The organism is Erysipelothrix sp. P66 (assembly GCF_038682365.1).
In the GTDB taxonomy this organism is placed as follows: domain Bacteria; phylum Bacillota_I; class Bacilli_A; order Erysipelotrichales; family Erysipelotrichaceae; genus Erysipelothrix; species Erysipelothrix piscisicarius.
On sequence record NZ_CP152290.1, the window covers coordinates 868,274 to 891,258 of the forward strand.

Sequence of the window (22,985 nt, forward strand, 5' to 3'; positions counted from 1 at the left end):
TCATGACATATTTTTTAATGATTACAGTCATTGCGATTTTAATATCGTTTTTTTATGGAATTTCTTGGTTTTTTTTGAATCGTGAAATGATTGCACTACATCATCGTAAACAAACATTTTTCAAATTCATAACATTATTTATTCTAATCCAAGTTCTTAATAATTACATTTTAGAATTTACACCGGGGTTGGTAGCCAATCTCTTGAATCGTAATCTCATGTATTTAGTTGAAGGTCCTGTTTTTGCCATTCAAGCCCTTGTTTTATCTGTAATTCTAGCTCGAGATGCCCATATCACATACCTCCATGCTTTGTCTTCCAGTTTATTCAGTTACTTTATTACGGGGAGTCTTTTTACGGTTGTGACTACGATGTTGTATCAAATTCTATCACCTTATCCTCAATTCATTTCGTGGACAATCTTGGGGGGATACATTCTCACTGCCTGTGTTGCATATTTAGTTTCAATACTTTTTCGAATTTCAAATTTTAGTGATTATTTTTCAAAACTGTTTACCTCACGGCGAAAGTCGCTTTTGGTGACATTTATCTTTTGGTGCATTAAAGATATTTTCCGGATCATTTATGTCTACGGTAGCAAGAGTTACAGTAATACGTCCTTTATTCTTGGAGTGATCGTGGTGTTTGAAGTCATCTTGATTATTTTGGTGATTTCAGTATTAGAACATCAACGATTGGTTCTCCATACACAGCGGGTTCACTACCTTCAACAAGTTCAACAGGCACAATCTTTGGAACGATTAACTCAGGAAGTACGTATGTTGAGACATGATTTTAAAAATTTGTTTTCAAGTATTTATCTGTCTTTTGATGAAGGGGATGAATCGGTACAACGCATTCTTGATCAAACAGAACGTTACATGGACCATATTGATCATCCTGAACCCATTCAAGTTACTCAGACGCCAAACGATACTGGTTTTGTTGAGGTAATTTTGAATACGTTGTATGAACTTCGTTATGGGTTTGGAATTTCAATGATTTTGGTGCTTGGTGGGATTGTCTTGCTTGAAGTGAATGGCAAAAACTTAGAAATTTATCAGTATCTTGAAAGTAATCGTGTTCATCTCATCTTAATCCTGTCTTGTCTTGCGATTGGAAGTGTGGTCTTTCTCTCGTTTGAATCTGTATCCAAGCGTATTGATGCGACCAATGCTTATATTGCGGAGCAAAATTACTATCTTCATTCACTTTTTAAGCTTCAAGAAGGGGTCCGACAGAGTCAAAAAATCTATCGTGATACCTTTAATCAACTTGCCCATCAAATTGAAGCCAGTGGGCTTAATGGAGGACGTGAGTATTTAAGAACCAATACATTAGCCCTCGATCATCAGCTTGAGAAGGAAGTTAAACAAACGGCACAACTTGCCAACATCGAAATCATGGAAATAAAAAGTTTGCTTTTGGGTAAGTTTATTGAAATGCAAGCGAAGGGGATTGACTATGTGTTTGAATGCATGAATCCCATTAAAACCATTTCAATGCATTCCAACGATTTTATTCGTGCGCTTGGCATTCTCATCGATAATGCAATTGAGGCTGTAGAAGGGTATCCGACTGGATATATTAACGTGCTCCTCTACCAAGAAGATACTTACCTTAAAGTCATCATTGAAAATACGATTCATGAACCCATTGCAATTAATAAAATCTTTAATTCTGACTACAGTTCGAAAGGCAGCGGACGCGGTCTGGGGCTACAAAGTTACCGTAGTATTTTAAATAAATATCGAAATGCAGTGGGACATACATCCTGCACACATCAAAAATTTAAACAAGAACTAAGAGTGGAGGCTTAACATGATACCTGTATATATCGTAGAAGATGAGACAAGGATTCGAAATCATATCAAAGATGTTATTGAGAAACATATTATTATTGAGAATTATGACATGAAAGTACTTTGCGCAACTGACAATCCCGAAACCATTTTGGAAATAGGTGCAGCTGAGAATGTACGCGGTCTATATTTTCTTGATGTTGATTTAGGACCGGATGCAATGAATGGGTTCGAGCTCGCAAAAGTGATTCGAGAGCGTGATCCGCGTGGGTATCTCGTTTTTATCACAACACATGATGAATTGTTATTAGAAACCTTTAAGATGCGTTTGGAAGCTATGGATTATATTCTTAAAGATGATATGAGTCAAGTGGATATTCGCATTCGCCATTGTATCGATGAAACCATTAACCGTGTCATTAAAGAGCAAATGGAAATAGGGGAGTATTATACGATCAAAATTTTTGATGATCTTTATCATATTCCAGTAAGTGAGATTCTCTATTTTGAAACATCACAAGAAAAACACCGCATTATTATTCATGCGGATCGCGATTTATTGGATTTTGTTGGGAATTTATCAAAAATTGATCTTGATTTGGGGAAGACGTTTGTACGTGTACATCGATCCTATGTTGTGAATGAAAAACGCATAAAACGGGTTGATCGCGGTAATTCTGAAATTGAATTGGACAACGGAGAAATCATTCCGATGTCACGAAAAGGACGGAAAACACTTGAAGGCTAAGGCCTTCTTTTTTGTCGTTTAGCCAAGAAATAGGGTCATTTAGGTCGTTTAAAACGTAAATTCAATTGTACATGATACCATTTAATTACCATTAAAGGAGATTGAGTATGATTCATGTAAAGAATATGACAAAGAAATACGGTACCAAAGTAGCGGCCAATAATGTTTCATTAATTGCGAATCCAGGGGAGATTACCGTATTACTTGGGGAAAATGGAGCCGGAAAATCCACAACAATTAAGTCCATCATTGGATTATTAGACTATGATGGCGAAATTTCAATTTGCGGTTATGATAATCGCAGTGTCGAAGCTAAAAAGCGTTTTGGGTACATTCCTGAAGTTCCTGTTTTGTATGATTTGCTTACAGTTCAAGAACACATTGATTTTATCGGTCATGCTTATGAAGTCAAAGATTATGAACATAACGCGACGGAATATTTGAATTTATTTAGACTTGATGATAAGCGCGATACCATTGCGAAAGAATTATCAAAGGGGATGCGTCAAAAACTTTCAATGATTCTTGCTTTAATTACAGAACCTAAAGCAATTCTCGTTGATGAGCCTATGATGGGACTCGATCCGCAAAGTATTGAGGATACCCTTAAACTCCTTACAAGTCTTAAAAATAAAGGGACAAGTGTCCTTCTAAGCACACATGTTATCGATATTGTAAGTGATGTATGGGACCGTGCTTATATTATGAAAAACGGTCATGTTATTTGTGAAGTATTACGTAAAGATATTCAAGATAGAAGTCTAAAAGAAATTTACTTTGAAGTCGGCAAGGATGGTCAATAATATGGTCATCTTGCTTAAATTATCTATACTCAAACGCTTTGCGAAAATAAGAAATATATTTAAGAAACCAACCTCGGCGCTGGTTACTTTAGGGGCAATTGTACTTTATGGTTCGATGCTGATTCCCATGTTTCGACATGAAGGGAAAATGATCATGCCGCCAGAGTTGATGCAAGCCTATATAATGATTGTCTTAGGCATTAGTGCATTTTTTATGTTGTCGATGGTTTTATCCAAACATCAAAGTCTCTTCTTTTTAGAAGACTCCTATTTCATGTTTATTGGACCTTTTAATCGAAAGCAAATTTTAAGTCTACTACCCTTTGAAAATGTCTGGGGAAGTATGCTCTTAGCGATATTGGCATCATTTCTCTGTGCATTTCAGTTTAGTCTTCATTTTGTAATGCCGTTCAAACTTGTCCTCATTACTTTTTTCATGACGACACTGTTAATTAGTGCCTTTTCACTCATCATGGAATGGTTTTACTTAAAAGGAATTATCAATAAAACAAAGAGCAAAGGACCACGAATTCTTTTTGCAGGGTTCATTCTGAGTGCTTTGGTTATCTTTGGTTTGCAGTTTTACAAAAACGGTTTTGATTTCATGGGATCTCTAATGGCATTTGTAACCCAAGATGCATTCTTTTGGATTCCTTTATTCGGATGGGCAAAACTCGGACTTGTTGGATTTGTATCATCAAATCTAGGGCAATTAACCCTGGGATTTGGCCTTATGATTCTATTCCACATTCTGGCCGTCTACGTTTTTGCGAACACAAAGGGTGATTTTTTTGAACAGGCGATGCTCGATGCCGAGGATTTTTCAGAATTTTATGCCCGTGCAAAAGCAGGCAAACAAGAAATCGATACCGATAAAATGAAACATGTTGAGATTAAGTATGGTGCTGGTGCACGCGCAATCCATGACAAAAACGTCTTGTTATTAAAAAAACAACGACGGATGATTGGGCTGAAGGATGTTTTGCTCTATCTCATATATAGTGTCATGGGATTTGTGATGAAACTCCCGCTTCAAGGGTATGTTATGTTTATTATTATTGCACTCTTCAATCAGGCAAATGTAGATACGTTAAAGGATGATTTGAGTCAATACCATTTATATCTGATTCCGGATGCGCCGTTGCGTAAGCTTTTTAATACCGTTAAACTTCCATTCCTTAAATCGTTAGCCATCACGTTCTGCTTTACGCTGGTATCCGGTGTGCTTACACAGGCAGGTGTTGTGGATATTGTGGTTGCGTGTGTTTTTGTATCGAGTTATGTTGCCTTGATCAATGTTTCGTCAATTCTTACAATTCGTATTATGAAATCACGAAACAATCAAATTGTCGATATGTTGATTCGTATGATTCTTTGTTTGTTGCCTATTGGAGTCGTATTGACGATGTCAGGGCTTCTAGGCATTGATATTGAAGCCAATATCCTATCGCTAGGAATAACAGCCAGTCTAGTTGCTTATGCACTTGCAGGGGCTGGATTTGTGTGGGTGGCACCCATACTTAAAGGAACCGAATTTTAAGGAGGGTTTTATGAAACAGGAAAAAAATGCACTTGCAACCTGGATTCCGATTGGAGTCGGTGTCGGCTTGGTTGTCGGACTTATCCTTGATAAATTAGTATTGGGCTTGGGTCTTGGATGCAGCGTTGGAGTTTGTGTTGGAAGCTACTTGGATTCGATCGACGATTAATCATAAAAAAACAGGCATAAGCCTGTAAACTAATTTGTGATTTGGGGACTACTCATCAATAAAAACATCTTGTAAGTCAGTCTTAAGTGCTTTCGCAATATTGAAAGCAAGTTGTAATGATGGCACATACTTGTTGTGCTCAACGGCTAAAATCGTTTGCCGGGTAACCCCGGTTTGATCTGCGAGTTCTTGTTGTGTCAATTTTAATGCTTTACGCTTTTCTTTAATTTTATTTTTCATTTCATCGTACCTTTCCGATATGATGAGTTAATCTTAGTATCCCCTTAACCTATGATTAGTTGGTTATAGTATAGCAAAAAGTTCTTTAAATGTGATTAAAAGCTTAAAAAAACATCGTATTTACTACTAATTGTTTTAATTAATGAGCAGATAAGATATGATAAGAGAAAGAAGGTGATTATTATGGAACAAGTACTTGTAGGTTTAATTATTATTCTTGTTGTGCTGATTATCGGTTTAAGCATTGCTCGAATTCAAGAACGAACAACAGAATACGATGTATTTGAAGCGGAACGAAAATCAAGACCCTATACGGAAGCAGAAGTTCATCACCATAAACTAGAATTTGGGAGTAAAACAACACCCAATACGTCTACACGTGTCAGTGAGTATTCTGAAACGGAAATTCGGAATCTCGTACAATCTGGCAAAAAGATTCTAGCCATCAAAATGTTGATTGAGAAAACAGGAATGTCGCTTTCAGAGGCGAAACGTCATATTGATAAGTACTAAAAAAATCTAACTTCGGTTAGATTTTTTTATGTGATGTTCCACATAAATAGATTATGAACGTTGATTCATGTTATATTAAAAACAGTGAGTTAGGAGGGGTTATTTGAATATCTTATTGAGTAAATTTAAAGAAGTATCTTTTTCTGTGTTACCCATTACAGTTTTAGTGCTTTTAATGCATCTGCTGATTGTGCCTTTAGAAACGGAAGTTTTGGTACGTTTTTTAATGGGTGCGTTGTTTGTGATTGTTGGTCTGGGGATTTTTCTCTTTGGAGCAGAACTTGGAATTGTTCCAATTGGAACGCTCATGGGAAAATCCATTGCAAGAACGAATAAAGTAAGCATTGTTGCACTTTTAGGGGTTATCCTTGGGTTCTTAATTACCTTTGCAGAGCCGGATCTGCAAATTCTTGCGAATGAAGTGAATATGGCTTCGGGTGGAACGTTATCCGCAACATTAATTGTAAGTGTTGTGTCGATGGGTGTTGGTCTTATGGTTGCCATCGGTCTTTTAAGGATTTTATTTAATAAACCTCTCAATAAACTTTTTGCGGTAACGTATTTTGGGATTATGGTTTTAGGGATCTTCGTTTCGGAAGAGTTTCTTGCAATCTCCGTTGATGCCTCAGGAGCTACAACGGGTGCGATGACCACACCGTTTATTCTTGCTTTAGGTTATGGTGTTTCTCAGTTAAAAGGTGGGAAACATGCGGAAGAGGACAGCTTTGGTATGGTTGGCTTAGCGTCTGCGGGTCCCATTTTTATGGTTATGATCTTAAGTTTGATCAGAGGTTTGGGTGGGATTGAAGGTGAAAGTGCCGTGATTCTTGAATCACAGGGGATTCTCTTGCCTTTTATTCAGATATTGCCTACAATGTTCAAAGAGTCATTGCTTTCACTTTTACCACTTACCATCCTCTTTATCGTGTTTGACGTCTGGAAATTTAAACTTACTCGAATTCGTCGAGACAAAATTTTTAAAGGTCTTTTCTATACATTCTTCGGTCTTTCAATCTTTATGACGGGCGTACAAGCGGGTTTTATGGATGCGGGTCGAATTTTAGGACAGGGTGTGGCGTTGGTACCAAATCGGGCCCTTTTATTAGTCGTAGGATTTCTAATGGGGATGGTTGTTGTTTTGGCAGAGCCAGCGGTCTATGTTCTAACAGAACAAGTTGAGGAAGTTACTTCTGGTCATATTAAGAAAAAGTCAATTTTAGTTACACTCTCAATTGGTATTGCCTTTGCGGTTATGTTGTCGATGCTTCGCATTACTTCAGAGCACCTTAAACTTTGGCATATGCTCTTACCTGGTTTTATGCTCGCATCGATGCTGTCGTTTAAGGTACCCAACATTTTTGTAGGGATTGCTTATGATTCCGGGGGCGTTGCTTCTGGACCCATGACTGCAACCTTTGTCTTAGCGTTTGCACAAGGTGCGGCAACTGCAATTCCAACAGCAAATGTTATGACCGATGGATTTGGTGTCATCGCGATGATTGCGATGATGCCAATTATCGCAATTCAAATTTTAGGTGTCTTATATGGACTAAAAACAAAAAAAAGAGGGGGGTAGTTTATGCCTTTTCAAATTTCAAATCTTATCATGGTTTGCTCAATTGTGGAACGTGAACGCGGTTCGCATATTCTATCAATTTCGCGCGAAGTCGGTGCTACCGGTGGAACTGTGTTTCAAGGACGTGGATGTGTCAGAGACCGTCTGCTCAATCTTCTTGGGATTGAAGAACGTCGTAAAGAGGTATGTCTTACAATTATGCCGGAATTGCTTGAGAAAGATTTCTATGATCACATTCAAAAGCACACAAATTTTAAAAAACCCGATTCAGGCGTAATTTTTTCAGTCCCGCTTAAAAGTGTTCTTGGGATTCAAAAATTACCAAGTCATATTAAAACGTTAAAGGAAGGTGAGCGAAACGTGGGTATCGATGCTATTTTTATTATTGTCGATGATGGATTTGCCCAAGATGTAATGCATGTTGCAAAAGAACATGGTGCAACAGGGGGAACCATTATTCATGCACGAGGGTCTGGAACTCATGAGCATGAAAAATTGTTTAATATGGATATTGAGCCTGAGAAAGAAGTAATCCTCATCCTATCGCAAATGGATATGACGGATGCCATCGTTCATGCGCTCAATACATCGTTTGAAATTGATAAACCAGGACATGGCGTAATCTTTGTTGTCGAGACATCGCGCACACTTGGACTTTTAGATCAAGAATAAAAAACAGGTTTCATAAACCTGTTTTTTTTGTGGAATCAAGTTGGTCTTGAGTTCGTGTTATTTTTGTGAAAGTCTGATGATAACGCTTGCATCTCGATATGAGTGTGTTATATTAAGATTAACTACATGGTATATACCACTTAAAATAACCGGTATGAGCCGTAGTAAAGGAGAAGATATATATGGAGAAATTAACTTCATGGATGGAAGAGCATTTCGTCCCAATTGCAATTAAAATTGGTTCACAAAAGCATTTAGTGGCAATTCGTGATGCATTTATAAGCATCATGCCAATCACGATGGCTGGGTCTGTCGCGGTATTATTAAATGCACTTGTACGTGATTTACCCGCTAAATTTGGTGCAGATGGCATTACCGATGCATTTAGTTGGCTTATTGGTATCAACGGAAACATTTGGTTTGGAACACTGGCAATTTTAGCGTTAGTGTTTGCATTTGCAATCGGTTATCAATTATCGAAAGCCTATGATGTGGATCCACTTGCGGGTGGTCTTATTTCACTCGCTTCATTTATTGTTGTGACACCACAAGTTGCATCCATCGATGTGGCTGGGTTAGCAGAACCTGTAGTGGGCTGGGGATTCATTGGCATTGGCTATATGGATGCTAAGGGTCTTTTTACGGCTTTAATTGTAGGGTTTATTGCAACAATAATCTATGCAAAACTTATGAATAAGAACATTACAATTAAGTTACCGGATCAAGTCCCACCGGCAGTTTCCCGCGCATTTGCTTCAATTATTCCAGGTTGTGTGGCTTTATATGCTGTTGGAACGCTTGCATACCTTACATCAACATTCTTTGATGCTTCGGTTGGGGATTTAATTCTTAAATATGTCCAAATGCCTTTCTTAAATGTTTCACAAGGTCTTGGGTCAGTTATTTTTGTAACAATGTCAGTCTCGGTATTCTGGTTCTTTGGACTTCACGGTACCAATGTATTAGCACCAGCCCTTGATGGTGTGTATAAAGTAGCTTTAACTGCAAATACAAACGCATATAATGCAGCCTTATCTGCAGAAAATTTACCCTATTTATGGACGCGTGGATCATTTGATGCCTTTGCGTGGATGGGTGGCGCTGGTTGTACGTTAGGACTCATTATTGCGCTTCTTATTTTCTCGAAACGTGAAGAAAATCGTGCAGTGGCGAAGTTAAGTGCGCCAATGGGATTGTTTAATATTAACGAGCCAGTGATTTTTGGATTACCAATTGTTTTAAATCCAATTTACTTAATCCCTTGGATTTTAGTACCAACAATTCTTGTTACGATTGCATATCTTGCAACATCAGCTGGAATCGTTCCACCTGTATTCTTAGAAGTTCCATGGGTTATGCCACCAATTCTTTATGCATGGATGGCAACCGGATTCTCATTTACAGCAGCCATGCTAGCATTGATTAACTTGGTTATTGGTACAGCAATTTGGGCCGTATTTGTAATGGTAGCAAATAAGATTGATTATACTGAAACACAAGAATAATATTTATTGAGATATTAGGGGCTTAACTGCTCCTAATATTTGTTTTAGTGGAGGTTAATTATGAAACAGTGGATTGTTTTTATATTCGCAATTGGAACGCTTTTGGTCTTACTATCCAGTACGGTAGATCAAGGGTTTGGTATCTTGATTTCGGGTATCATGCTCATTGTCATTGCGATGATACTCTTTTATCGAAAGGGGCGAAATTAATGGAAGTATATAGAACGATGCAAGGCACACCGGAACAGTGTTATGATTTGTTAATCGAATCACTGCTTATGGATCTTGCGACAAGTACAGGTCATAACCTTACGGAAGATGAAATTCACGAAGGATATCAATATCAAAAACAACTAAGAGGTCGCATGGGTAATTCTGGCAGTGTTACGGTAACCCTTTTAGAACTTAAACGACCGAATACATACTCGGTACGCTTTGAGAGTGCTCAAGGGATTAACACCCTTGAATATCATCTAGAACCTCTTGATGATTCTCAATTTAAGCTAACATACGCCGAGTCATATCATTCAATTAAGAAGCGAAAGATGTTGAATTTCAAATTAATGGAACGCTTTTATCGTAAAGGCAGTCAAAAACGAATTAATCTCCTGTTAGATCAAATTCAAACAATCTTGAATGAACGCAGCGTCAAGGCGTAGAAAAGGAGCATATTATGGCACGATTAGGAATATCAATTTATCCAGAAAATTCGACGATGGAACAGGATATCACATACATAAATAAAGCGGCAGACTGTGGGTTTAAGCGTATTTTTATGAGTTTACTTCAAACTGATTCAAGCAATCAAAAGAAACTCATTCAGGATTATCGCTCCATTACGGATGCAGCGCATCAGCGTGGGATGGAAGTTATTGTAGATGTGGCACCTGCAGTATTTAAGGCATTTGAAATCAAGCATTCTAATTTAGTGTTTTTTAAGGAAATTGGGGTCGATGGTATCCGTTTGGATGAAGGGTTTAATGGAGCATTTGAAAGTGAAATGACGTTTAACCAATACGACTTAAAAATTGAATTAAACTCAAGTCAAGGAAATAACTATATTGAGAATGTCATGACTTTTTATCCCAATAAAAATGCATTGATTACATGTCATAATTTTTATCCACAACGATTTACGGGTCTAAGTAAAGCGCATTTTGATTTTTGTAATCAAAAGATTCGTAAACTTGGCCTGCAAAGCGCTGCATTTGTATCCAGTCAGAATAGTGGAACGTTTGGACCCTGGCCTGTTTATGAAGGATTGTGTACCCTTGAACATCATCGTGATTTACCGATTGATGTGCAAATTCGTGAATTAATCGCGACTGAGATGATTGATGATATTCTTATTGGAAATGCATACGCGTCAGATGAAGAGTTGGAGGCGTGTGCCAAGATAGCATTAGGGAAGTTACAATTTAAAGTAGACTTGGATGTTGAACTCTCTGAGGTTGAAGCGCAAATTATTTATGATCATTATCATTTTGTGCGTGGGGATATGAGTGCGTATATGGCGCGTTCAACGATGCCGCGTCTTACCTATGCAAATGAAGTGATTTTACCCAAGAATACCGTAGATTTAGAGCGTGGTGATGTTGTTATATTAAATGACGCATACGGTCGATATAAAGGGGAATTACATATTGTTCTTGAACCCATGCCAAATGAGGGAAACAAGAATAAAATCGGTCACATCCCAAACTCAGAAATGATGCTTCTTGATTACATCAAACCTTGGCGTCCTTTCGCATTCATCAAATAATCGTTGAATGTTTTATAGATTATTTTATAATAGGTATATATTGGAGGTGTATGGATGAAAATTCCACTTTATCAGCAAATTAAAGATAAGATCATTAAGATGATCGATATGATGGAGCCCAATGCCTCAATTCCTAGTGAACGTGATTTTACTGATCATTTTCAGGCAAGTCGGATGACGGTTCGTAAAGCGATTAATGAATTGGTTGATGAAGGTTATCTATACCGTGATGCAAATCGCGGAACCTTTGTCTCTGATAAGCGATTGATTAAAAAGAATTCGTTATTAACCCCTGAATTTGATAAGCATACGATCTTATATTTTGATGTGAAGGCGTCATGTGGTGCGGATGTAAGTTCAAAGTTAAACATTACGCAAGACACTTCAGTTGTTCGTTTTATTCGTATTTTGTCCATGAATAATGTTAATATTGCGATTGAAGAAGTTTATATTGCTCGAAATCAGTTATCCGATGACGCGTTCAATGATCTCCCAAAACTCGAAAATTTTAATGCGTTTTTCAATCGAGGAAGTGCATCGTTTACGGTGATCCCTATGCATGTTCCCATTAAGTACGCGAATTTACTGGGTGTTAAACTTGAAAGTCCTATTTTAGTTATTGAATCCATTATTTATAAAAATGACGGGAGTCCACTTGTTTTTATTAAAAGTTTTAATCATCCTGAGCACCGTTCCATAGAAATTACAGACTAAAAAAACTTAGGCTCATAGAGTCTAAGTTTTCCTAAATTCAAATCTCAACCGCACCACCCAAGGTGCGGTTGTTTTTGTATAATAAAAGGAGCCCACCCGACTAAAAGGAGCTCCCATATGAAGTATAAACAATTAGATAAAAAAATGAAAGACCAAATTGATATTCTATTAAGCATCGGCTACTCTATGCGCAAGGCAGCACGTAAACTCAATATATCTCATTCTACGATTTCTAGATATAAAAATAATGTCTATAAGAAACGAACGATTGATATTCGAGAAAAATATTCCCACTTAATCGAATATCTGCATTCTCATTATGATCCTAAAGTTCATTCGGTAGAAGTATGCTTGAGTAACTATAAACGATATCATCCATATAAACCGTGTGTTTCATCGCAGCAAGTCTATAACTGGATTAATCAAGGTAAACTTGATATAAAACCAAATAGAATGTGCTATAAACGTCGAAAACGTAAAAAGAGAATTAGTGGAATGATGAATCACTTGAAATGGAACTTGGAAGAGAAAACAGTACTTCCAATTAGCCTTAGACCTAAATACATTGAGGAACGTAACGAGATTGGCCATCTCGAAATCGACTCTATAATCGGTAAGAAACATGAATCTGCAGCGATTATATCCATTGTAGACCGCTGCTCAAGAATGACCTGGCTTATTAAAGCAGAATATCGATATGACTATTACACATCAAACTTAATTCGAAAATTTATTGAAGAGAATAATATAACCACGAAATCGATAACAGTCGATAATGGACTTGAATTTAAAACATTAGGCATTACAGCCAAGCGGTTGGGTGTGAAACTATATAAGTGTGATCCATACTGTTCTTTTCAACGTGGAACCAATGAAAGAGCGAATGCAATCGTGAGAAGGTTTATACCAAAAGGAAAATCAATGTATGATATAGCGCAACAATATCTTGATGATATTTGCTTCAAAATTAACTCAATGCCGCGAAAAATATTTGACTTCAAAACGGCCTATGAGATAGACTTTAATAAAAGTAAAAGTGGTGCGGTTGAGATTTGATAAAAGAAAACTTAGGCTCATAGAGTCTAAGTTTTTATTTTTCGATACTGATGATTTGATCAACCCAATCCTCATAAAAACTGGCTTCATGAGATACAAGAATGATGGTTCCTGTATAAGCCTGTAATGCGTATTTTAAGGCATTTTTACTCTCAATATCGAGATGGTTGGTTGGTTCGTCAAGTACGAGCATGTTGGTATATCGGTTCATCAGAAGGCAAAGTTTTACTTTAGTTTGTTCGCCACCACTTAATGTTTTAATGCTGCGACTCCAGTGTTCTTCTTTCATTCCTACGGAAGCAAGGGTTTTACGTACTTCCCCTTGAGAAAACTTTGGATATGTTTGACTAACAATTTGAAGTGGTGTCAACGTATCATCTTCCCAATTGAGGCTTTGTTCAAAGTATCCGATTTGGAGGTCATCATTAAGGTAGATGCTCCCCTCTAAAGGGTGAAGCTGACCCATGATGGTTTTAATTAGTGTGGATTTACCAATACCATTAAATCCTGTAATCGCAAAGCGTTCACCACCGTAAATTTTCATATTAAATCCGTCAATTAATACAGAATCATAACCAATTGCAAGTTCAAGGGTTTCAAGAACCCGAACATTAGCTTGAGAAAGTGTTTTAAAGGCGTAGTTTTGTTTTGCATGAGCAAGGGGTGCATGCACACGGTCGAGTCGGTTTAATTGTTTTTGACGTCCACGTGCCATTTTCGCATTACCACCTGCTTTGTTTTTACGAATAAATGCTTCCGTTTTGTCAATATAAGCTTGTTGTTTGGTATAAAGGCTGAGCTGTTCCATTCGATTATGTTCTTTCTGTTTTAAGAAAGCATCGTAGTTTCCGTTGTAGCGTGTTATTTTTTGGAAATCAATATCAACAATCACATTCGCAACACGGTTTATAAATGAATCATCATGTGAAACAACAATAAAACTTTTAGGGTATGCGTTAAGGTAGTTCGCAAGCCATTCAATATGGTCAACGTCTAAGAAGTTGGTCGGCTCATCCAGTAACAATACATCTGCTTCAGAAAGCAACAATTTTCCTAATATGACTTTAGCGCGCTGTCCACCGGAAAGATGTTCAATTTTTGTATCCGCGCCCAAAAGGTGTAATCCAAGCCCTTGAATTACCTTTTGAATTTCAGTTTCGATTGTATAAAAATCGGCTTGTAATAAACGTTCTTGAATGTTTGAAGCTTTACGAAGTGCATCATCATCTTCCATCGATTGGAGGTAATATGCATTCATACGATCCTCAAGCTCAAATAAATCTTTATAGGTTGTTGATAGGTAACCATGGATGGTTAAATTCGGGTCAACACGAACATATTGATCCATAAAGGCAAGTTCAATTTTATCTTGCCAGACAACGGTTCCAAAGTCTGGCGATAAGTCACCAGTCATAAATCGAATTAATGTACTTTTACCAGCGCCATTTAATCCTACAAGACCAATATGATCTCCCTTATGGAGGAGAAACTCGGCATTACTATACAACTGACGCTCCACAAAAGTGTGCGTTAGGTTTTTAATTTCTAGATAGGGCATTATTAACCTTCTTTCATCATGAAGGTTAAACTCTACAATCCTTCACTAAAATATCTTGAAACATTATAACATAAATCTTTTTAAGCGTTCATTTTTGTACTAAATAGGAATGGTTTTGTCTTAAATAACGATTTTCGTAAATAAACTTAGTTTTATGATAAGTTATAGAGAGGTATTTATGAATCAAAATAAACGAATAAGGTATGTTTTTCTAGTTTCAGTTTGTATCTGTGTAATGTCATTTATTGTATTTAAAAATAATTATGCGTTTGTAGTTTTAAAATCAGAATCCATGCCATTTCAAGCGTTTACCAAAACAATCCATGTTGTTCGTAAAAATACTGTTTTTGAATTGCCGAAGAAACATTTATTTGATGCGGAACAAGCGGTTCTTTTCAAAGGGTGGTCCTTTGATAATCATGCAATATCCGAAAATAGAATCAGGGTTTATAAAGACATGACGGTTTATGCAGTGTGTAAAAAAGTAACATACGATGAGGTTGTTGAGTATCTCGAAATTCCGTTTAAAACAATTTATATTGATCCAAATAAAATCGACATGATGCATCCAGTATCTGGAGAAAATGGGATTATGGAAATTCGGACACGGATTATTTATCACGATGATGTCATCGTTAAAACAGAAAAACCACGTAAATTTGTTAAAGAATCGCCAATCGATGAAATTAAACATATTAATCTCCAGAATTCTCGACAACAATAAGGGAATCATGTAAAATTTGGGTATAGAATGGAGTTTTACATGTTTGAACGTTATTTAGGTCCAATAATTAAGAATACACAAGGGGTATCGATCAATTCTGGGATCATCGTATATATTCTCATTGCGATGTTTTTTTTAGTGAAATATCGTAAAACCACAATTAAAAATAAAATACTCGGTCTTTTATTCATTTTATATCTCGGTAAGGTTCTTGATCTTACGTTATTTCCACTACCATTAAATCAAAAAGAAATTCAAAATGCGGCCATTCATTTTTCGCTTGAGAATGCGTCTATCGATTATTATAATTTAATGCCGTTTCGGAGTGGGTTGAGTCTCAAAAATTTAAAAGAACCGTTGTTGAATGTTTTGATGATGGTTCCGATGGGGGTATTTTTACCCGTATTCTTTAAACGGCTTCGGAATATTAAATATACGGTATTTGTTACATTTTTTATTTCGTTGTTAATTGAATGTCTTGAATTACTGTTGACGCTTGCGTTCGGTGTGATTCTTTGGCATTTTGATGTGACAGATTTAATTACCAATACACTTGGTGGATTTCTCGGTTTTTGTTTTTATTATGGCGTTATTCGTCATTTACTCAACTATGTCGATCAAAAAGAGGGACATTGGTTACAGCGTAAAGGGTTTAATGTGTTGTCGGTCGTCTTACTTGTTCTCTTTATGATGTCCAGTATTTATTTGGAAGTATCTGCGAATGATGTAATTACATATCGCTTGAATATGCGGAATATGATTTCAAATGGCAAGGCAAATCGAAAGTACTATACTTTTGAACACAATACAGTTTCGATGGAAGGGTATATGAAATTAAAACGCGATGATTTTGAAGGGTTTCACTCTGATAACCCAACAATCGAGTTAAAACAAAAAGTGCTTTTCTTAGATTATTCATACGGTAAATATGAGGTTGGTCCCATGCATTTAAATGCCCATCAAGATGAAGGTGATGACCGTTTCTTTACAATGGGATGGACAGTTGACCATCCTGGGAATCATTTTTATTTTATTACTGAGTCAAAAATTGCCACGGCACGAAAAGTTGGAGAAGCACACATCACAAATCCATAAAGAAGGGAAACCTTCTTTTTATTTTGCGAAATAGTACGGAAAAGTGCACAAAAAAGACATATTTTGCGTAGAAACATACCAAATATGCAAATTCTATGTGAAATTTTGTTGAAATGTGTTAAAATCTTACATGTTGTATTCGATCAAGAAAAGATATAAACAAAAATACGATCTTTGAGTTGAATAAGTATGGGTAATGCTTATCAAAGAAAGAGGTAATCACAAGCATTCTAGGGATGTATTGTGATTCTTTTTGATGACAATGTGCAAGGGAGAACCATACCATGAATACTATACATATCAAAAAATCAGAATCCTGCTCACTCGCAGGTATTGCTATGAATAATGGAGTAGTTGTTGTTAGAAGAAATTTACCGTACCGTACGTTTTTGAAACAAATCGATGGTAAGGAATTTGAGGCGAACAAGGCGTTTGAGGTCATTTATGTTGTTAAGGGCATGATTGGGCTTCGCGTTAAGGGTTCGTATTTAAATCTAAATGAGGGTGATGTTTATATTCTTGAGCCGAATCGAGCGCATTGCTTTTATGCAAACAGTCGCGATAATCTAATTCTTGTAACACAAATTGATGCGTCGTTTGCAGAAGAACACTTTAACTTATCGCAAAAGGTAAGTATTGATAGTACCCTTAAAGACCAAAGAAATAAAGTGCGTCTTATCGAATCCATTCGTCACTTATACGGTCAAAAAGATGCCGGTGAAGTAACGTTTGAAAATAGCTATCATGCCGTTAAAGAAGTCGTTGATTCCATCAAACTGTTTGTAATGAATCAAAAGCGAACCATTCAGACAACAGATTCAATTGAATCAATCGTTATTGATATTACTGAAAAATATGCAGATGCGAAGAATGAAAAAATTACGTTAGAAGGACTTGCGGATGAATATAATGTCAGCGGTGCTTATCTATCAAGAATGTTTAAGAAGATTACAGGTGTTAATGTTAGTGAGTACTTTAGAGTAAATCGTATCAATTACGCTGTTGACTGTCTTATCAATACAGATTTAACAATGACAGAGATTTCAAATCATTGTGGGTTTTTAGACATCAAAGCATTGGGTCGAGATTTCCAAAAAGTTTTCGGCTTATCACCAACTCAATTTAGAAAACAGTATACAACGGATTATATTACATCTTTAGAGTATCCATATGCAGCAGATTCGAAGGTGCGTTATTTCTTAGAGGTGGGGACGAAAGGACCCAGTCAATTGGAAAACGAACCGATTAAGGCGTTAGAAGCGCGAATTAATCCAAATTTTATTAAAGGTCATTTCCGGAATGCATGGGGAGTCGTTGTGGATTTGGATTGTGTTGTTGATCGTGATTTCTTGAGTATTGCAGAATTGCGTGAAACGTTGGGACATTTTAAATTTAAGACAGTCAAGATTAAACTTGCATTCTTAGATGGTGTATTTAAGTTGCAAACGAAATCTGGAGCACTTCGTGACTTTTCCTCGTTTGAAATCTACAATATCTTTACTGTTTTTTCGGAATTTGATATTGTTCCCGTTTTAAGACTTGATTTCGTAACCTTTAATGCTTTGTTGCAAGAAGGAGCGAGTTTAAACGAAATGAGTCACGCAGTCGTTGGAATGCAAAAGGCATTGGATGAAGCATCATTAATTATTAGTAATTCAAAACTTCGTGAATGGGGTTATGAATTGTACTTTCCTACAATCAATGATGCTGTAAGTGATCATGAACGAAGACCAATGTTTAAAGAATGCATCCATTCTTTTGTAAATGTACTTCAAGAAAAGTTTGACCAAGAAAAAGTCCGTTGGGGTTTGTATCTGGGGAGCTTCGATAATGATACGCGAGAAATTCATCATGAGTATCTTGAAATGATTGCAGGTATGAATATTGATCCAGCATTTTACACGTGCGATTTAAATTTTACGAATAATGATTTTGGCAGTGATCAATTACTACCGAAAATTCTTAATGACATTCGTGAGATTAATCAAGCGATTCGAAGTAATTTACCAGCAGACCGATTAGGACGTCATATTGTTGCGGCGTCATTTAATTATGCGGTAGACGATGATTACCGATGGAACGATTCTTTTGATAACCCGTTCTATAATCTTTTGTTCCTGCCTATTTTACTTCAGCTAAGTTTAGGGGATTTTTACTTTTCATCTTGGAATATCCTTGGGAGAACGCAGCAAGAAATGCTTCCGATGTCCTACTCAAGTTTCTACAACCATCTCGGTGTTGAGCGGATGCCATTTTACGTGCTTAAATTCCTTCAAGAATTATTTGGTACGGTGGTTGATTATGGAGAGGGGTATATCGTCACTCGAAATCATCACGATTACGCCATTATTGTATATTCAAATTATTATGAGTCTTATCGACGTGTTGACGCAAAGGATCGAAACAGTGGTTCTGATTATGAGCGCAAGGTTAATTTTAAAATTGAAAGCATAAACGGTCGTTACAAGATGACGGAACGTTATTTAGATTATAAGAATGCTTATTTCTGTCAGAACTGGATTGAGGATACAGGGATTTCAAATCTCACGCCAGAAGAACGTGATTACATACGCCAACAGTCAAATCCAAGAATGAAGGTTAAATATTTGGAACTTGACGGTGAATTAGATTACACATTCAATCAGAGTTTGTTGAATATAAGTCTCATTAAGTTAAATAAGATATAAAAAGATACCAAATTACGGTATCTTTTTTACTTTTTTCACATTTAATACAATTATTTACAAATAGCATGACAAATAATGCGTACTCTACAACAAAGATGGGTAAATGGTTAAAATTTTGTGAAATTCACGTCAAAATATTGGTAGATAGCGTGCGCGTATCGTCATATACTATCTATGTCGGTGATGAGGAGATTCTATAGTGAATATTATTGTTTATATTGTTCTAACAGCTTTATTTTTTACACTAGGATACAACATTTCAAGATTTGTGAAAGATACAGTTGCTTGGAAACAAAATCGTAACAATAAGATCTATAAGGTCTTTCGTCCAGAAGATGCGCATGACGCATTGATGAATGGCATTTATGTCGGTGCAGCTACTTTAGTTGCATATACATCATTCGGATTCTTTGAAGCAACTGTTATTTCCATAATTGCTTTCTTAGCAGTTTATGGTATTCGAATCGATCAACGTATTCGAATAATTCCAAATGAGATGGTCCTTAGTGTCCTTGTTATTGGAGTTGTTTATCAGTTTGCATCAAATGGATTTCATGGATTGTCAACTGGACTTATAGCAATGCTATTAACAGGTATTCTGTTCTTTGCTACAGCCTTCTTGACAAAAGCATTCTCTGGAAGTCTCGGTGTGGGAGCAGGCGATATAAAGCTTGCAATTGCATTATCATTTATGTTGGGATTACCTAATATTCTAACATTTCTAATAGGTATCGTACTTTGCTTGTTAATTTACATTGTTATTGGTTTTTATACTAAAACGATGTACATCGGTAGTACATTCCCCATGTGTACACAATTAATGGGCGGTGCTTTATTCGCGCTGTATTACCCAGTCATCAGTATGTTGATTTGCAGTGTTCTGTTAGGATGTTAGGAGATAGTTATGATAACCGTAAATGAATTTATGGACGAGGAGTCTGGACAAGGCATGGTTGAATACGGACTTATTCTTGTATTGGTTTCGGTAGTTACTGTAGTGGTACTCCAATCCATTGGGAGTGGTTATGTAAAAACGATGTTTGAAACAGTCGCTGATCTAGTCCCTAAAATAAACTAGGGAAGAAAAATGAGGAGAAAATTATGAAAAACTGGTTATTAAATGAAGAATCAGGACAAGGTATGGTTGAATACGGACTTATCTTAGTTCTTGTTTCAGTAGTAGTTATCGTTGTTATGAAAACTTTAGGTACAAACCTAAAAGGAATCTTCGAAAACGTAGGTAAAGAATTACAAGCAGGTAAAGGCGCTTAGTCTTTACACGCATTTATAAATTGTTAAAGTATCGCGCAAGTGATACTTTAACTTTAAATAGTTTATAATCTCTATCCGGCTTGGATAGTTCCGAGGGGATGATTTTTCATCCCCTTTATTTGTCGCTTTAAGGAGTGAATATGATAAAAAAACTTAAAGGTGAAAGTGGTCAAAGTGTTACGGAATTTGCTTTAATCCTTCCTATTCTTATAATTATGCTTGCTTTGATCATGGACGTTGGTAAAGCGGTGCATGCAAAGGTCAATTTACAATATCTAACCAGTGAAATTCAAAAGGTTGCGGTATTGTACGACGAAGGTGGTGCAACGGGTGGTGTAAAAGATCAATCCCGATTTAGCAGTAAAGAAAAGACGATTGAAACACTTATTAACAATAACGGTACACTTGACCCTAAACGCTTAAAATATGAAATTGATTTATCGGATATTGAACATCGTGATTTTACACGGAAAATTTGGAGTGCAAATGATGGTGGCTTTATCGGACATAAAAACAGAACTGATATACGTTATGTAACCGTAACAACTACTTATGATGTTCCTTTCTCAATGTATATTACAAAACAGGTAATGGGTGAGACACTTCGTCTAACTGAAACGTACAGTGGTTTAATGTACTTAGGAGGCGATGGTGATGCTAATGTCAAAGTTGGTCAATAAATCAAAAAAAGAAAAAGGTCAGGCAATGGTAGAATTTGCGATTGTGCTGCCACTTTTTCTATTGATTGTTTGTTTTTTAATTGATGTGAGCTGGGTTGTTTACAATAAAGTTCAATTTGACTATTCGTTACGTAAAATGGCGATTCAATTGGATCTCGGTCCTCAACAAAAACATGCATTACATACTAACCAAAGTTATATTGTTGACGGGGGTTGGGCAAACACCCATATTCGTGATATGTATGAAAAAAATATTGAAGAAATGGGTGCACCGATTGATGTAAGTCGTGTAACGATTGAAAACAGTCGGATTGCCGTTCTTGCTGGAAAACGTGAATTTAATTATGGTGTCCCAGATGGTACGGATAAAGACCGTGCGAACAGTAAATTTAAAACAACGACAATGGAAATAGCGTCGGATGTAAAATACAAAGTCTACCCGATTACTCCTTTCTCAAAGCCATTTCTCAAAGATGGTGTTGAATTAAAAAATAATCTTTATAAAATTAGAAGAATTGAGTTAGTAGGGGGTAAGAATCAGCAATGGTAAATTTTAAAAATGAAGAAGATGGAAATATTCTTATAATGTTTGCATTTATTTTAATGTTTCTATTGGGATTTGTTGCGCTTTCAACAGATGTTGTTTTAGCAATGAATAAGAAAGATAAATTAACAGAAGTAGCATATTTAGTGCGTGAAGCGCGACTGGATATTACTGAAGAAATGTTACACTCACAACAAGGACAACAAATTGCATTGGATAATGCACATGAAATCTTAAAGAGAAATGGTATTGATCCAAGTCAATTTGAGTTGGTTTGGAATGAGCAACGTGGTATGTCACCCAATGGTAACTATATGATTAGTCTTACAGGGACAATTATATTGCGTGATGTTTATAAAACGACAACTTTAAAAGCCCTTGGAATTGATGAGTTCCCAATCAAAGTTGAATTACCTGTATGGCAAAACTTTACAGATCAACAACCGATTTGGGATGGTCGTACTCCAACCATTAATGGTGTTTATTAATATTAAGAAAGAGGAATTACTTTGGATAAGAATAAATTAATTTCTGTGGTTGTAGCTGCAGGTGTATTTCTTTTAGCGTTAATGAACCCAATCCAAGGTTTAAAAAAGGAAATACCGAAGAAAGATTTAACGCAAGTTGTTGTAGCGCTTAAACCCCTTACAGCACAAACTCGTATTACTCAAGATATGGTAGAAGTTAAAAATGTTCATAAAGACGCTGCACCTGAAGGTGCTTTTGCGGATGCGGAACGTGTTGTAGGAAAAGTTACAACGACGAAGATGTCTGTTGGCGATATGTTTACCGGAGAAAAGGTTGAAGTTGTAGGTCAAGGATCAAGTGGGTTAAGTACTGTTCTTACGGACAATATGCGTGCTTATACTGTTAAACTTGAGGGTCAATATGGGATGCAAGGATTAATCCGTGTCGGAAATAAAATTGATATTATCACTGTATTAGATAGTGACTTGCCAGAAGATACACTTCAAAAATATGATTATTTGAAGAAAAACTATCCTCAGTTGTATGCTGGATCAGTTGAGACTGCAGTTGATGGTAAAGAACGCATTCCTGTACTTGGTTTAAAAGAGAAAAAAGCAGTGCTCCTTTTACAAAATAAGGAAGTTCTTGCGATTGATCAAGAAACCTTACCTGATGATAAAAAAGTAGCGGATAAAATGTATACGACGGTAACACTTGCTGTTTCAGCAGAAGATGCGTTGAAATTGGCGGTTTCGGAATCCGTAGGTACAAACCGTGCAATCTTAAGAAGTCATGATCATGACAAGGTTGATAAAGTTCCTGGTGTTATTACAGGCGATTTATTGAAATAGAGAAGG

The 22,985-nt window shown here is 36.5% G+C and carries 26 protein-coding genes; 24 read left to right on the forward strand and 2 right to left on the reverse strand.

Features of this window, described 5'->3' with window-relative positions:
* The first annotated feature begins 2 nt into the window (after nucleotides 1-2).
* The 5 genes from AAG186_RS04225 (at nucleotide 3) to AAG186_RS04245 (ending at nucleotide 5,062) form a co-directional block, all read left to right on the forward strand.
* Nucleotides 3-1,820 carry a GHKL domain-containing protein gene (locus AAG186_RS04225; protein ID WP_342622088.1) on the forward strand — a complete coding sequence of 606 codons (1,818 nt, stop codon included), beginning with the start codon at nucleotides 3-5 and terminating at the stop codon, nucleotides 1,818-1,820.
* 1 nt (nucleotide 1,821) lies between these two features.
* Nucleotides 1,822-2,550 (forward strand): LytTR family DNA-binding domain-containing protein, encoded by a 729-nt coding sequence (locus tag AAG186_RS04230; RefSeq protein WP_342622089.1) that lies wholly within the window; start codon nucleotides 1,822-1,824, stop codon nucleotides 2,548-2,550.
* Between the two features lie 107 nt (nucleotides 2,551-2,657).
* The gene (locus AAG186_RS04235) at nucleotides 2,658-3,353 is read left to right on the forward strand and encodes an ABC transporter ATP-binding protein (protein WP_342622090.1); all 696 of its coding nucleotides are present in this window, start codon (nucleotides 2,658-2,660) and stop codon (nucleotides 3,351-3,353) included.
* Between the two features lies 1 nt (nucleotide 3,354).
* Nucleotides 3,355-4,893: a putative ABC exporter domain-containing protein gene (locus tag AAG186_RS04240; protein ID WP_342622091.1), complete on the forward strand. Its 1,539-nt coding sequence runs from the start codon at nucleotides 3,355-3,357 to the stop codon at nucleotides 4,891-4,893.
* Between the two features lie 10 nt (nucleotides 4,894-4,903).
* Nucleotides 4,904-5,062 (forward strand): hypothetical protein, encoded by a 159-nt coding sequence (locus AAG186_RS04245; RefSeq protein WP_200549079.1) that lies wholly within the window; start codon nucleotides 4,904-4,906, stop codon nucleotides 5,060-5,062.
* Nucleotides 5,063-5,110: 48 nt separating this feature from the next.
* Here AAG186_RS04245 and AAG186_RS04250 read toward each other — a convergent pair whose 3' ends face one another.
* The gene (locus AAG186_RS04250; protein WP_125164542.1) at nucleotides 5,111-5,302 is read right to left on the reverse strand and encodes a helix-turn-helix transcriptional regulator; all 192 of its coding nucleotides are present in this window, start codon (nucleotides 5,300-5,302) and stop codon (nucleotides 5,111-5,113) included.
* 183 nt (nucleotides 5,303-5,485) lie between these two features.
* Here AAG186_RS04250 and AAG186_RS04255 point away from each other — a divergent pair, with 183 nt between their 5' ends.
* From AAG186_RS04255 to AAG186_RS04295, 9 genes are all read left to right on the forward strand, one after another.
* Entirely contained in the window at nucleotides 5,486-5,815 is a 330-nt protein-coding gene (locus AAG186_RS04255) for a hypothetical protein (RefSeq protein ID WP_125164541.1), read from the forward strand.
* A gap of 103 nt (nucleotides 5,816-5,918) precedes the next feature.
* Nucleotides 5,919-7,391 (forward strand): DUF1538 domain-containing protein, encoded by a 1,473-nt coding sequence (locus AAG186_RS04260; protein ID WP_161636487.1) that lies wholly within the window; start codon nucleotides 5,919-5,921, stop codon nucleotides 7,389-7,391.
* Between the two features lie 3 nt (nucleotides 7,392-7,394).
* Entirely contained in the window at nucleotides 7,395-8,063 is a 669-nt protein-coding gene (locus AAG186_RS04265) for a P-II family nitrogen regulator (protein WP_342622092.1), read from the forward strand.
* Between the two features lie 182 nt (nucleotides 8,064-8,245).
* Nucleotides 8,246-9,568 (forward strand): PTS sugar transporter subunit IIC, encoded by a 1,323-nt coding sequence (locus AAG186_RS04270; protein ID WP_200542401.1) that lies wholly within the window; start codon nucleotides 8,246-8,248, stop codon nucleotides 9,566-9,568.
* 60 nt (nucleotides 9,569-9,628) lie between these two features.
* Complete coding sequence (locus AAG186_RS04275; RefSeq protein WP_200542402.1) at nucleotides 9,629-9,778, forward strand: hypothetical protein; 150 nt, start codon at nucleotides 9,629-9,631, stop codon at nucleotides 9,776-9,778.
* Nucleotides 9,778-10,227, forward strand: coding sequence for a DUF3284 domain-containing protein (locus AAG186_RS04280; RefSeq protein ID WP_342622093.1), 450 nt, complete (start codon nucleotides 9,778-9,780; stop codon nucleotides 10,225-10,227). The genes AAG186_RS04275 and AAG186_RS04280 overlap by 1 nt, the downstream gene beginning before the upstream one ends.
* Nucleotides 10,228-10,241: 14 nt before the next feature.
* Nucleotides 10,242-11,330: a MupG family TIM beta-alpha barrel fold protein gene (locus AAG186_RS04285; RefSeq protein ID WP_342622094.1), complete on the forward strand. Its 1,089-nt coding sequence runs from the start codon at nucleotides 10,242-10,244 to the stop codon at nucleotides 11,328-11,330.
* A gap of 54 nt (nucleotides 11,331-11,384) precedes the next feature.
* On the forward strand, nucleotides 11,385-12,044 hold the full coding sequence (locus AAG186_RS04290) for a GntR family transcriptional regulator (RefSeq protein WP_161636482.1): 660 nt from the start codon (nucleotides 11,385-11,387) through the stop codon (nucleotides 12,042-12,044).
* A gap of 117 nt (nucleotides 12,045-12,161) precedes the next feature.
* Complete coding sequence (locus tag AAG186_RS04295) at nucleotides 12,162-13,100, forward strand: IS30-like element ISErh4 family transposase (RefSeq protein ID WP_342621592.1); 939 nt, start codon at nucleotides 12,162-12,164, stop codon at nucleotides 13,098-13,100.
* 34 nt (nucleotides 13,101-13,134) lie between these two features.
* On the opposite strand, the gene AAG186_RS04300 is transcribed toward AAG186_RS04295, so the two are convergent.
* The gene (locus AAG186_RS04300) at nucleotides 13,135-14,658 is read right to left on the reverse strand and encodes an ABC-F family ATP-binding cassette domain-containing protein (RefSeq protein ID WP_342622095.1); all 1,524 of its coding nucleotides are present in this window, start codon (nucleotides 14,656-14,658) and stop codon (nucleotides 13,135-13,137) included.
* A gap of 178 nt (nucleotides 14,659-14,836) precedes the next feature.
* On the opposite strand from AAG186_RS04300, the gene AAG186_RS04305 reads away from it, so the two are divergent.
* The 10 genes from AAG186_RS04305 (at nucleotide 14,837) to cpaB (ending at nucleotide 22,979) form a co-directional block, all read left to right on the forward strand.
* Entirely contained in the window at nucleotides 14,837-15,382 is a 546-nt protein-coding gene (locus tag AAG186_RS04305; RefSeq protein ID WP_342622096.1) for a hypothetical protein, read from the forward strand.
* Nucleotides 15,383-15,421: 39 nt separating this feature from the next.
* Nucleotides 15,422-16,477, forward strand: a complete 1,056-nt coding sequence (locus tag AAG186_RS04310) for a VanZ family protein (RefSeq protein WP_342622097.1) — start codon at nucleotides 15,422-15,424, stop codon at nucleotides 16,475-16,477.
* Nucleotides 16,478-16,761: 284 nt separating this feature from the next.
* Nucleotides 16,762-19,164, forward strand: coding sequence for a helix-turn-helix domain-containing protein (locus tag AAG186_RS04315; protein WP_161636478.1), 2,403 nt, complete (start codon nucleotides 16,762-16,764; stop codon nucleotides 19,162-19,164).
* A 199-nt stretch (nucleotides 19,165-19,363) separates the two neighbouring features.
* On the forward strand, nucleotides 19,364-20,059 hold the full coding sequence (locus AAG186_RS04320; protein WP_161636477.1) for a prepilin peptidase: 696 nt from the start codon (nucleotides 19,364-19,366) through the stop codon (nucleotides 20,057-20,059).
* A 9-nt stretch (nucleotides 20,060-20,068) separates the two neighbouring features.
* The gene (locus tag AAG186_RS04325) at nucleotides 20,069-20,242 is read left to right on the forward strand and encodes a Flp family type IVb pilin (protein WP_125164531.1); all 174 of its coding nucleotides are present in this window, start codon (nucleotides 20,069-20,071) and stop codon (nucleotides 20,240-20,242) included.
* A 23-nt stretch (nucleotides 20,243-20,265) separates the two neighbouring features.
* Nucleotides 20,266-20,436 (forward strand): Flp family type IVb pilin, encoded by a 171-nt coding sequence (locus AAG186_RS04330; protein WP_018579164.1) that lies wholly within the window; start codon nucleotides 20,266-20,268, stop codon nucleotides 20,434-20,436.
* A 140-nt stretch (nucleotides 20,437-20,576) separates the two neighbouring features.
* Complete coding sequence (locus tag AAG186_RS04335) at nucleotides 20,577-21,116, forward strand: TadE/TadG family type IV pilus assembly protein (protein WP_161636476.1); 540 nt, start codon at nucleotides 20,577-20,579, stop codon at nucleotides 21,114-21,116.
* Nucleotides 21,097-21,666 (forward strand): pilus assembly protein, encoded by a 570-nt coding sequence (locus AAG186_RS04340; protein WP_275163591.1) that lies wholly within the window; start codon nucleotides 21,097-21,099, stop codon nucleotides 21,664-21,666. The genes AAG186_RS04335 and AAG186_RS04340 overlap by 20 nt, the downstream gene beginning before the upstream one ends.
* Nucleotides 21,660-22,148, forward strand: a complete 489-nt coding sequence (gene tadF, locus AAG186_RS04345; protein WP_003773572.1) for a tight adherence pilus pseudopilin TadF — start codon at nucleotides 21,660-21,662, stop codon at nucleotides 22,146-22,148. Before AAG186_RS04340 ends, tadF begins: the two co-directional genes overlap by 7 nt.
* A 21-nt stretch (nucleotides 22,149-22,169) precedes the next feature.
* On the forward strand, nucleotides 22,170-22,979 hold the full coding sequence (gene cpaB, locus AAG186_RS04350) for a Flp pilus assembly protein CpaB (RefSeq protein WP_125164526.1): 810 nt from the start codon (nucleotides 22,170-22,172) through the stop codon (nucleotides 22,977-22,979).
* The last annotated feature ends 6 nt before the right edge of the window (nucleotides 22,980-22,985 follow it).

Bases quoted from the DNA above. Each gene is read 5' to 3' on its own strand.
- AAG186_RS04225 (WP_342622088.1), top strand. From the start codon at position 3: ATGACATATTTTTTAATGATTACAGTCATTGCGATTTTAATATCGTTT.
- AAG186_RS04230 (WP_342622089.1), top strand. From the start codon at position 1,822: ATGATACCTGTATATATCGTAGAAGATGAGACAAGGATTCGAAATCAT.
- AAG186_RS04235 (WP_342622090.1), top strand. From the start codon at position 2,658: ATGATTCATGTAAAGAATATGACAAAGAAATACGGTACCAAAGTAGCG.
- AAG186_RS04240 (WP_342622091.1), top strand. From the start codon at position 3,355: ATGGTCATCTTGCTTAAATTATCTATACTCAAACGCTTTGCGAAAATA.
- AAG186_RS04245 (WP_200549079.1), top strand. From the start codon at position 4,904: ATGAAACAGGAAAAAAATGCACTTGCAACCTGGATTCCGATTGGAGTC.
- AAG186_RS04250 (WP_125164542.1), bottom strand. From the start codon at position 5,302: ATGAAAAATAAAATTAAAGAAAAGCGTAAAGCATTAAAATTGACACAA.
- AAG186_RS04255 (WP_125164541.1), top strand. From the start codon at position 5,486: ATGGAACAAGTACTTGTAGGTTTAATTATTATTCTTGTTGTGCTGATT.
- AAG186_RS04265 (WP_342622092.1), top strand. From the start codon at position 7,395: ATGCCTTTTCAAATTTCAAATCTTATCATGGTTTGCTCAATTGTGGAA.
- AAG186_RS04270 (WP_200542401.1), top strand. From the start codon at position 8,246: ATGGAGAAATTAACTTCATGGATGGAAGAGCATTTCGTCCCAATTGCA.
- AAG186_RS04275 (WP_200542402.1), top strand. From the start codon at position 9,629: ATGAAACAGTGGATTGTTTTTATATTCGCAATTGGAACGCTTTTGGTC.
- AAG186_RS04280 (WP_342622093.1), top strand. From the start codon at position 9,778: ATGGAAGTATATAGAACGATGCAAGGCACACCGGAACAGTGTTATGAT.
- AAG186_RS04285 (WP_342622094.1), top strand. From the start codon at position 10,242: ATGGCACGATTAGGAATATCAATTTATCCAGAAAATTCGACGATGGAA.
- AAG186_RS04290 (WP_161636482.1), top strand. From the start codon at position 11,385: ATGAAAATTCCACTTTATCAGCAAATTAAAGATAAGATCATTAAGATG.
- AAG186_RS04295 (WP_342621592.1), top strand. From the start codon at position 12,162: ATGAAGTATAAACAATTAGATAAAAAAATGAAAGACCAAATTGATATT.
- AAG186_RS04300 (WP_342622095.1), bottom strand. From the start codon at position 14,658: ATGCCCTATCTAGAAATTAAAAACCTAACGCACACTTTTGTGGAGCGT.
- AAG186_RS04305 (WP_342622096.1), top strand. From the start codon at position 14,837: ATGAATCAAAATAAACGAATAAGGTATGTTTTTCTAGTTTCAGTTTGT.
- AAG186_RS04310 (WP_342622097.1), top strand. From the start codon at position 15,422: ATGTTTGAACGTTATTTAGGTCCAATAATTAAGAATACACAAGGGGTA.
- AAG186_RS04315 (WP_161636478.1), top strand. From the start codon at position 16,762: ATGAATACTATACATATCAAAAAATCAGAATCCTGCTCACTCGCAGGT.
- AAG186_RS04325 (WP_125164531.1), top strand. From the start codon at position 20,069: ATGATAACCGTAAATGAATTTATGGACGAGGAGTCTGGACAAGGCATG.
- AAG186_RS04330 (WP_018579164.1), top strand. From the start codon at position 20,266: ATGAAAAACTGGTTATTAAATGAAGAATCAGGACAAGGTATGGTTGAA.
- AAG186_RS04335 (WP_161636476.1), top strand. From the start codon at position 20,577: ATGATAAAAAAACTTAAAGGTGAAAGTGGTCAAAGTGTTACGGAATTT.
- AAG186_RS04340 (WP_275163591.1), top strand. From the start codon at position 21,097: ATGTCAAAGTTGGTCAATAAATCAAAAAAAGAAAAAGGTCAGGCAATG.
- tadF (WP_003773572.1), top strand. From the start codon at position 21,660: ATGGTAAATTTTAAAAATGAAGAAGATGGAAATATTCTTATAATGTTT.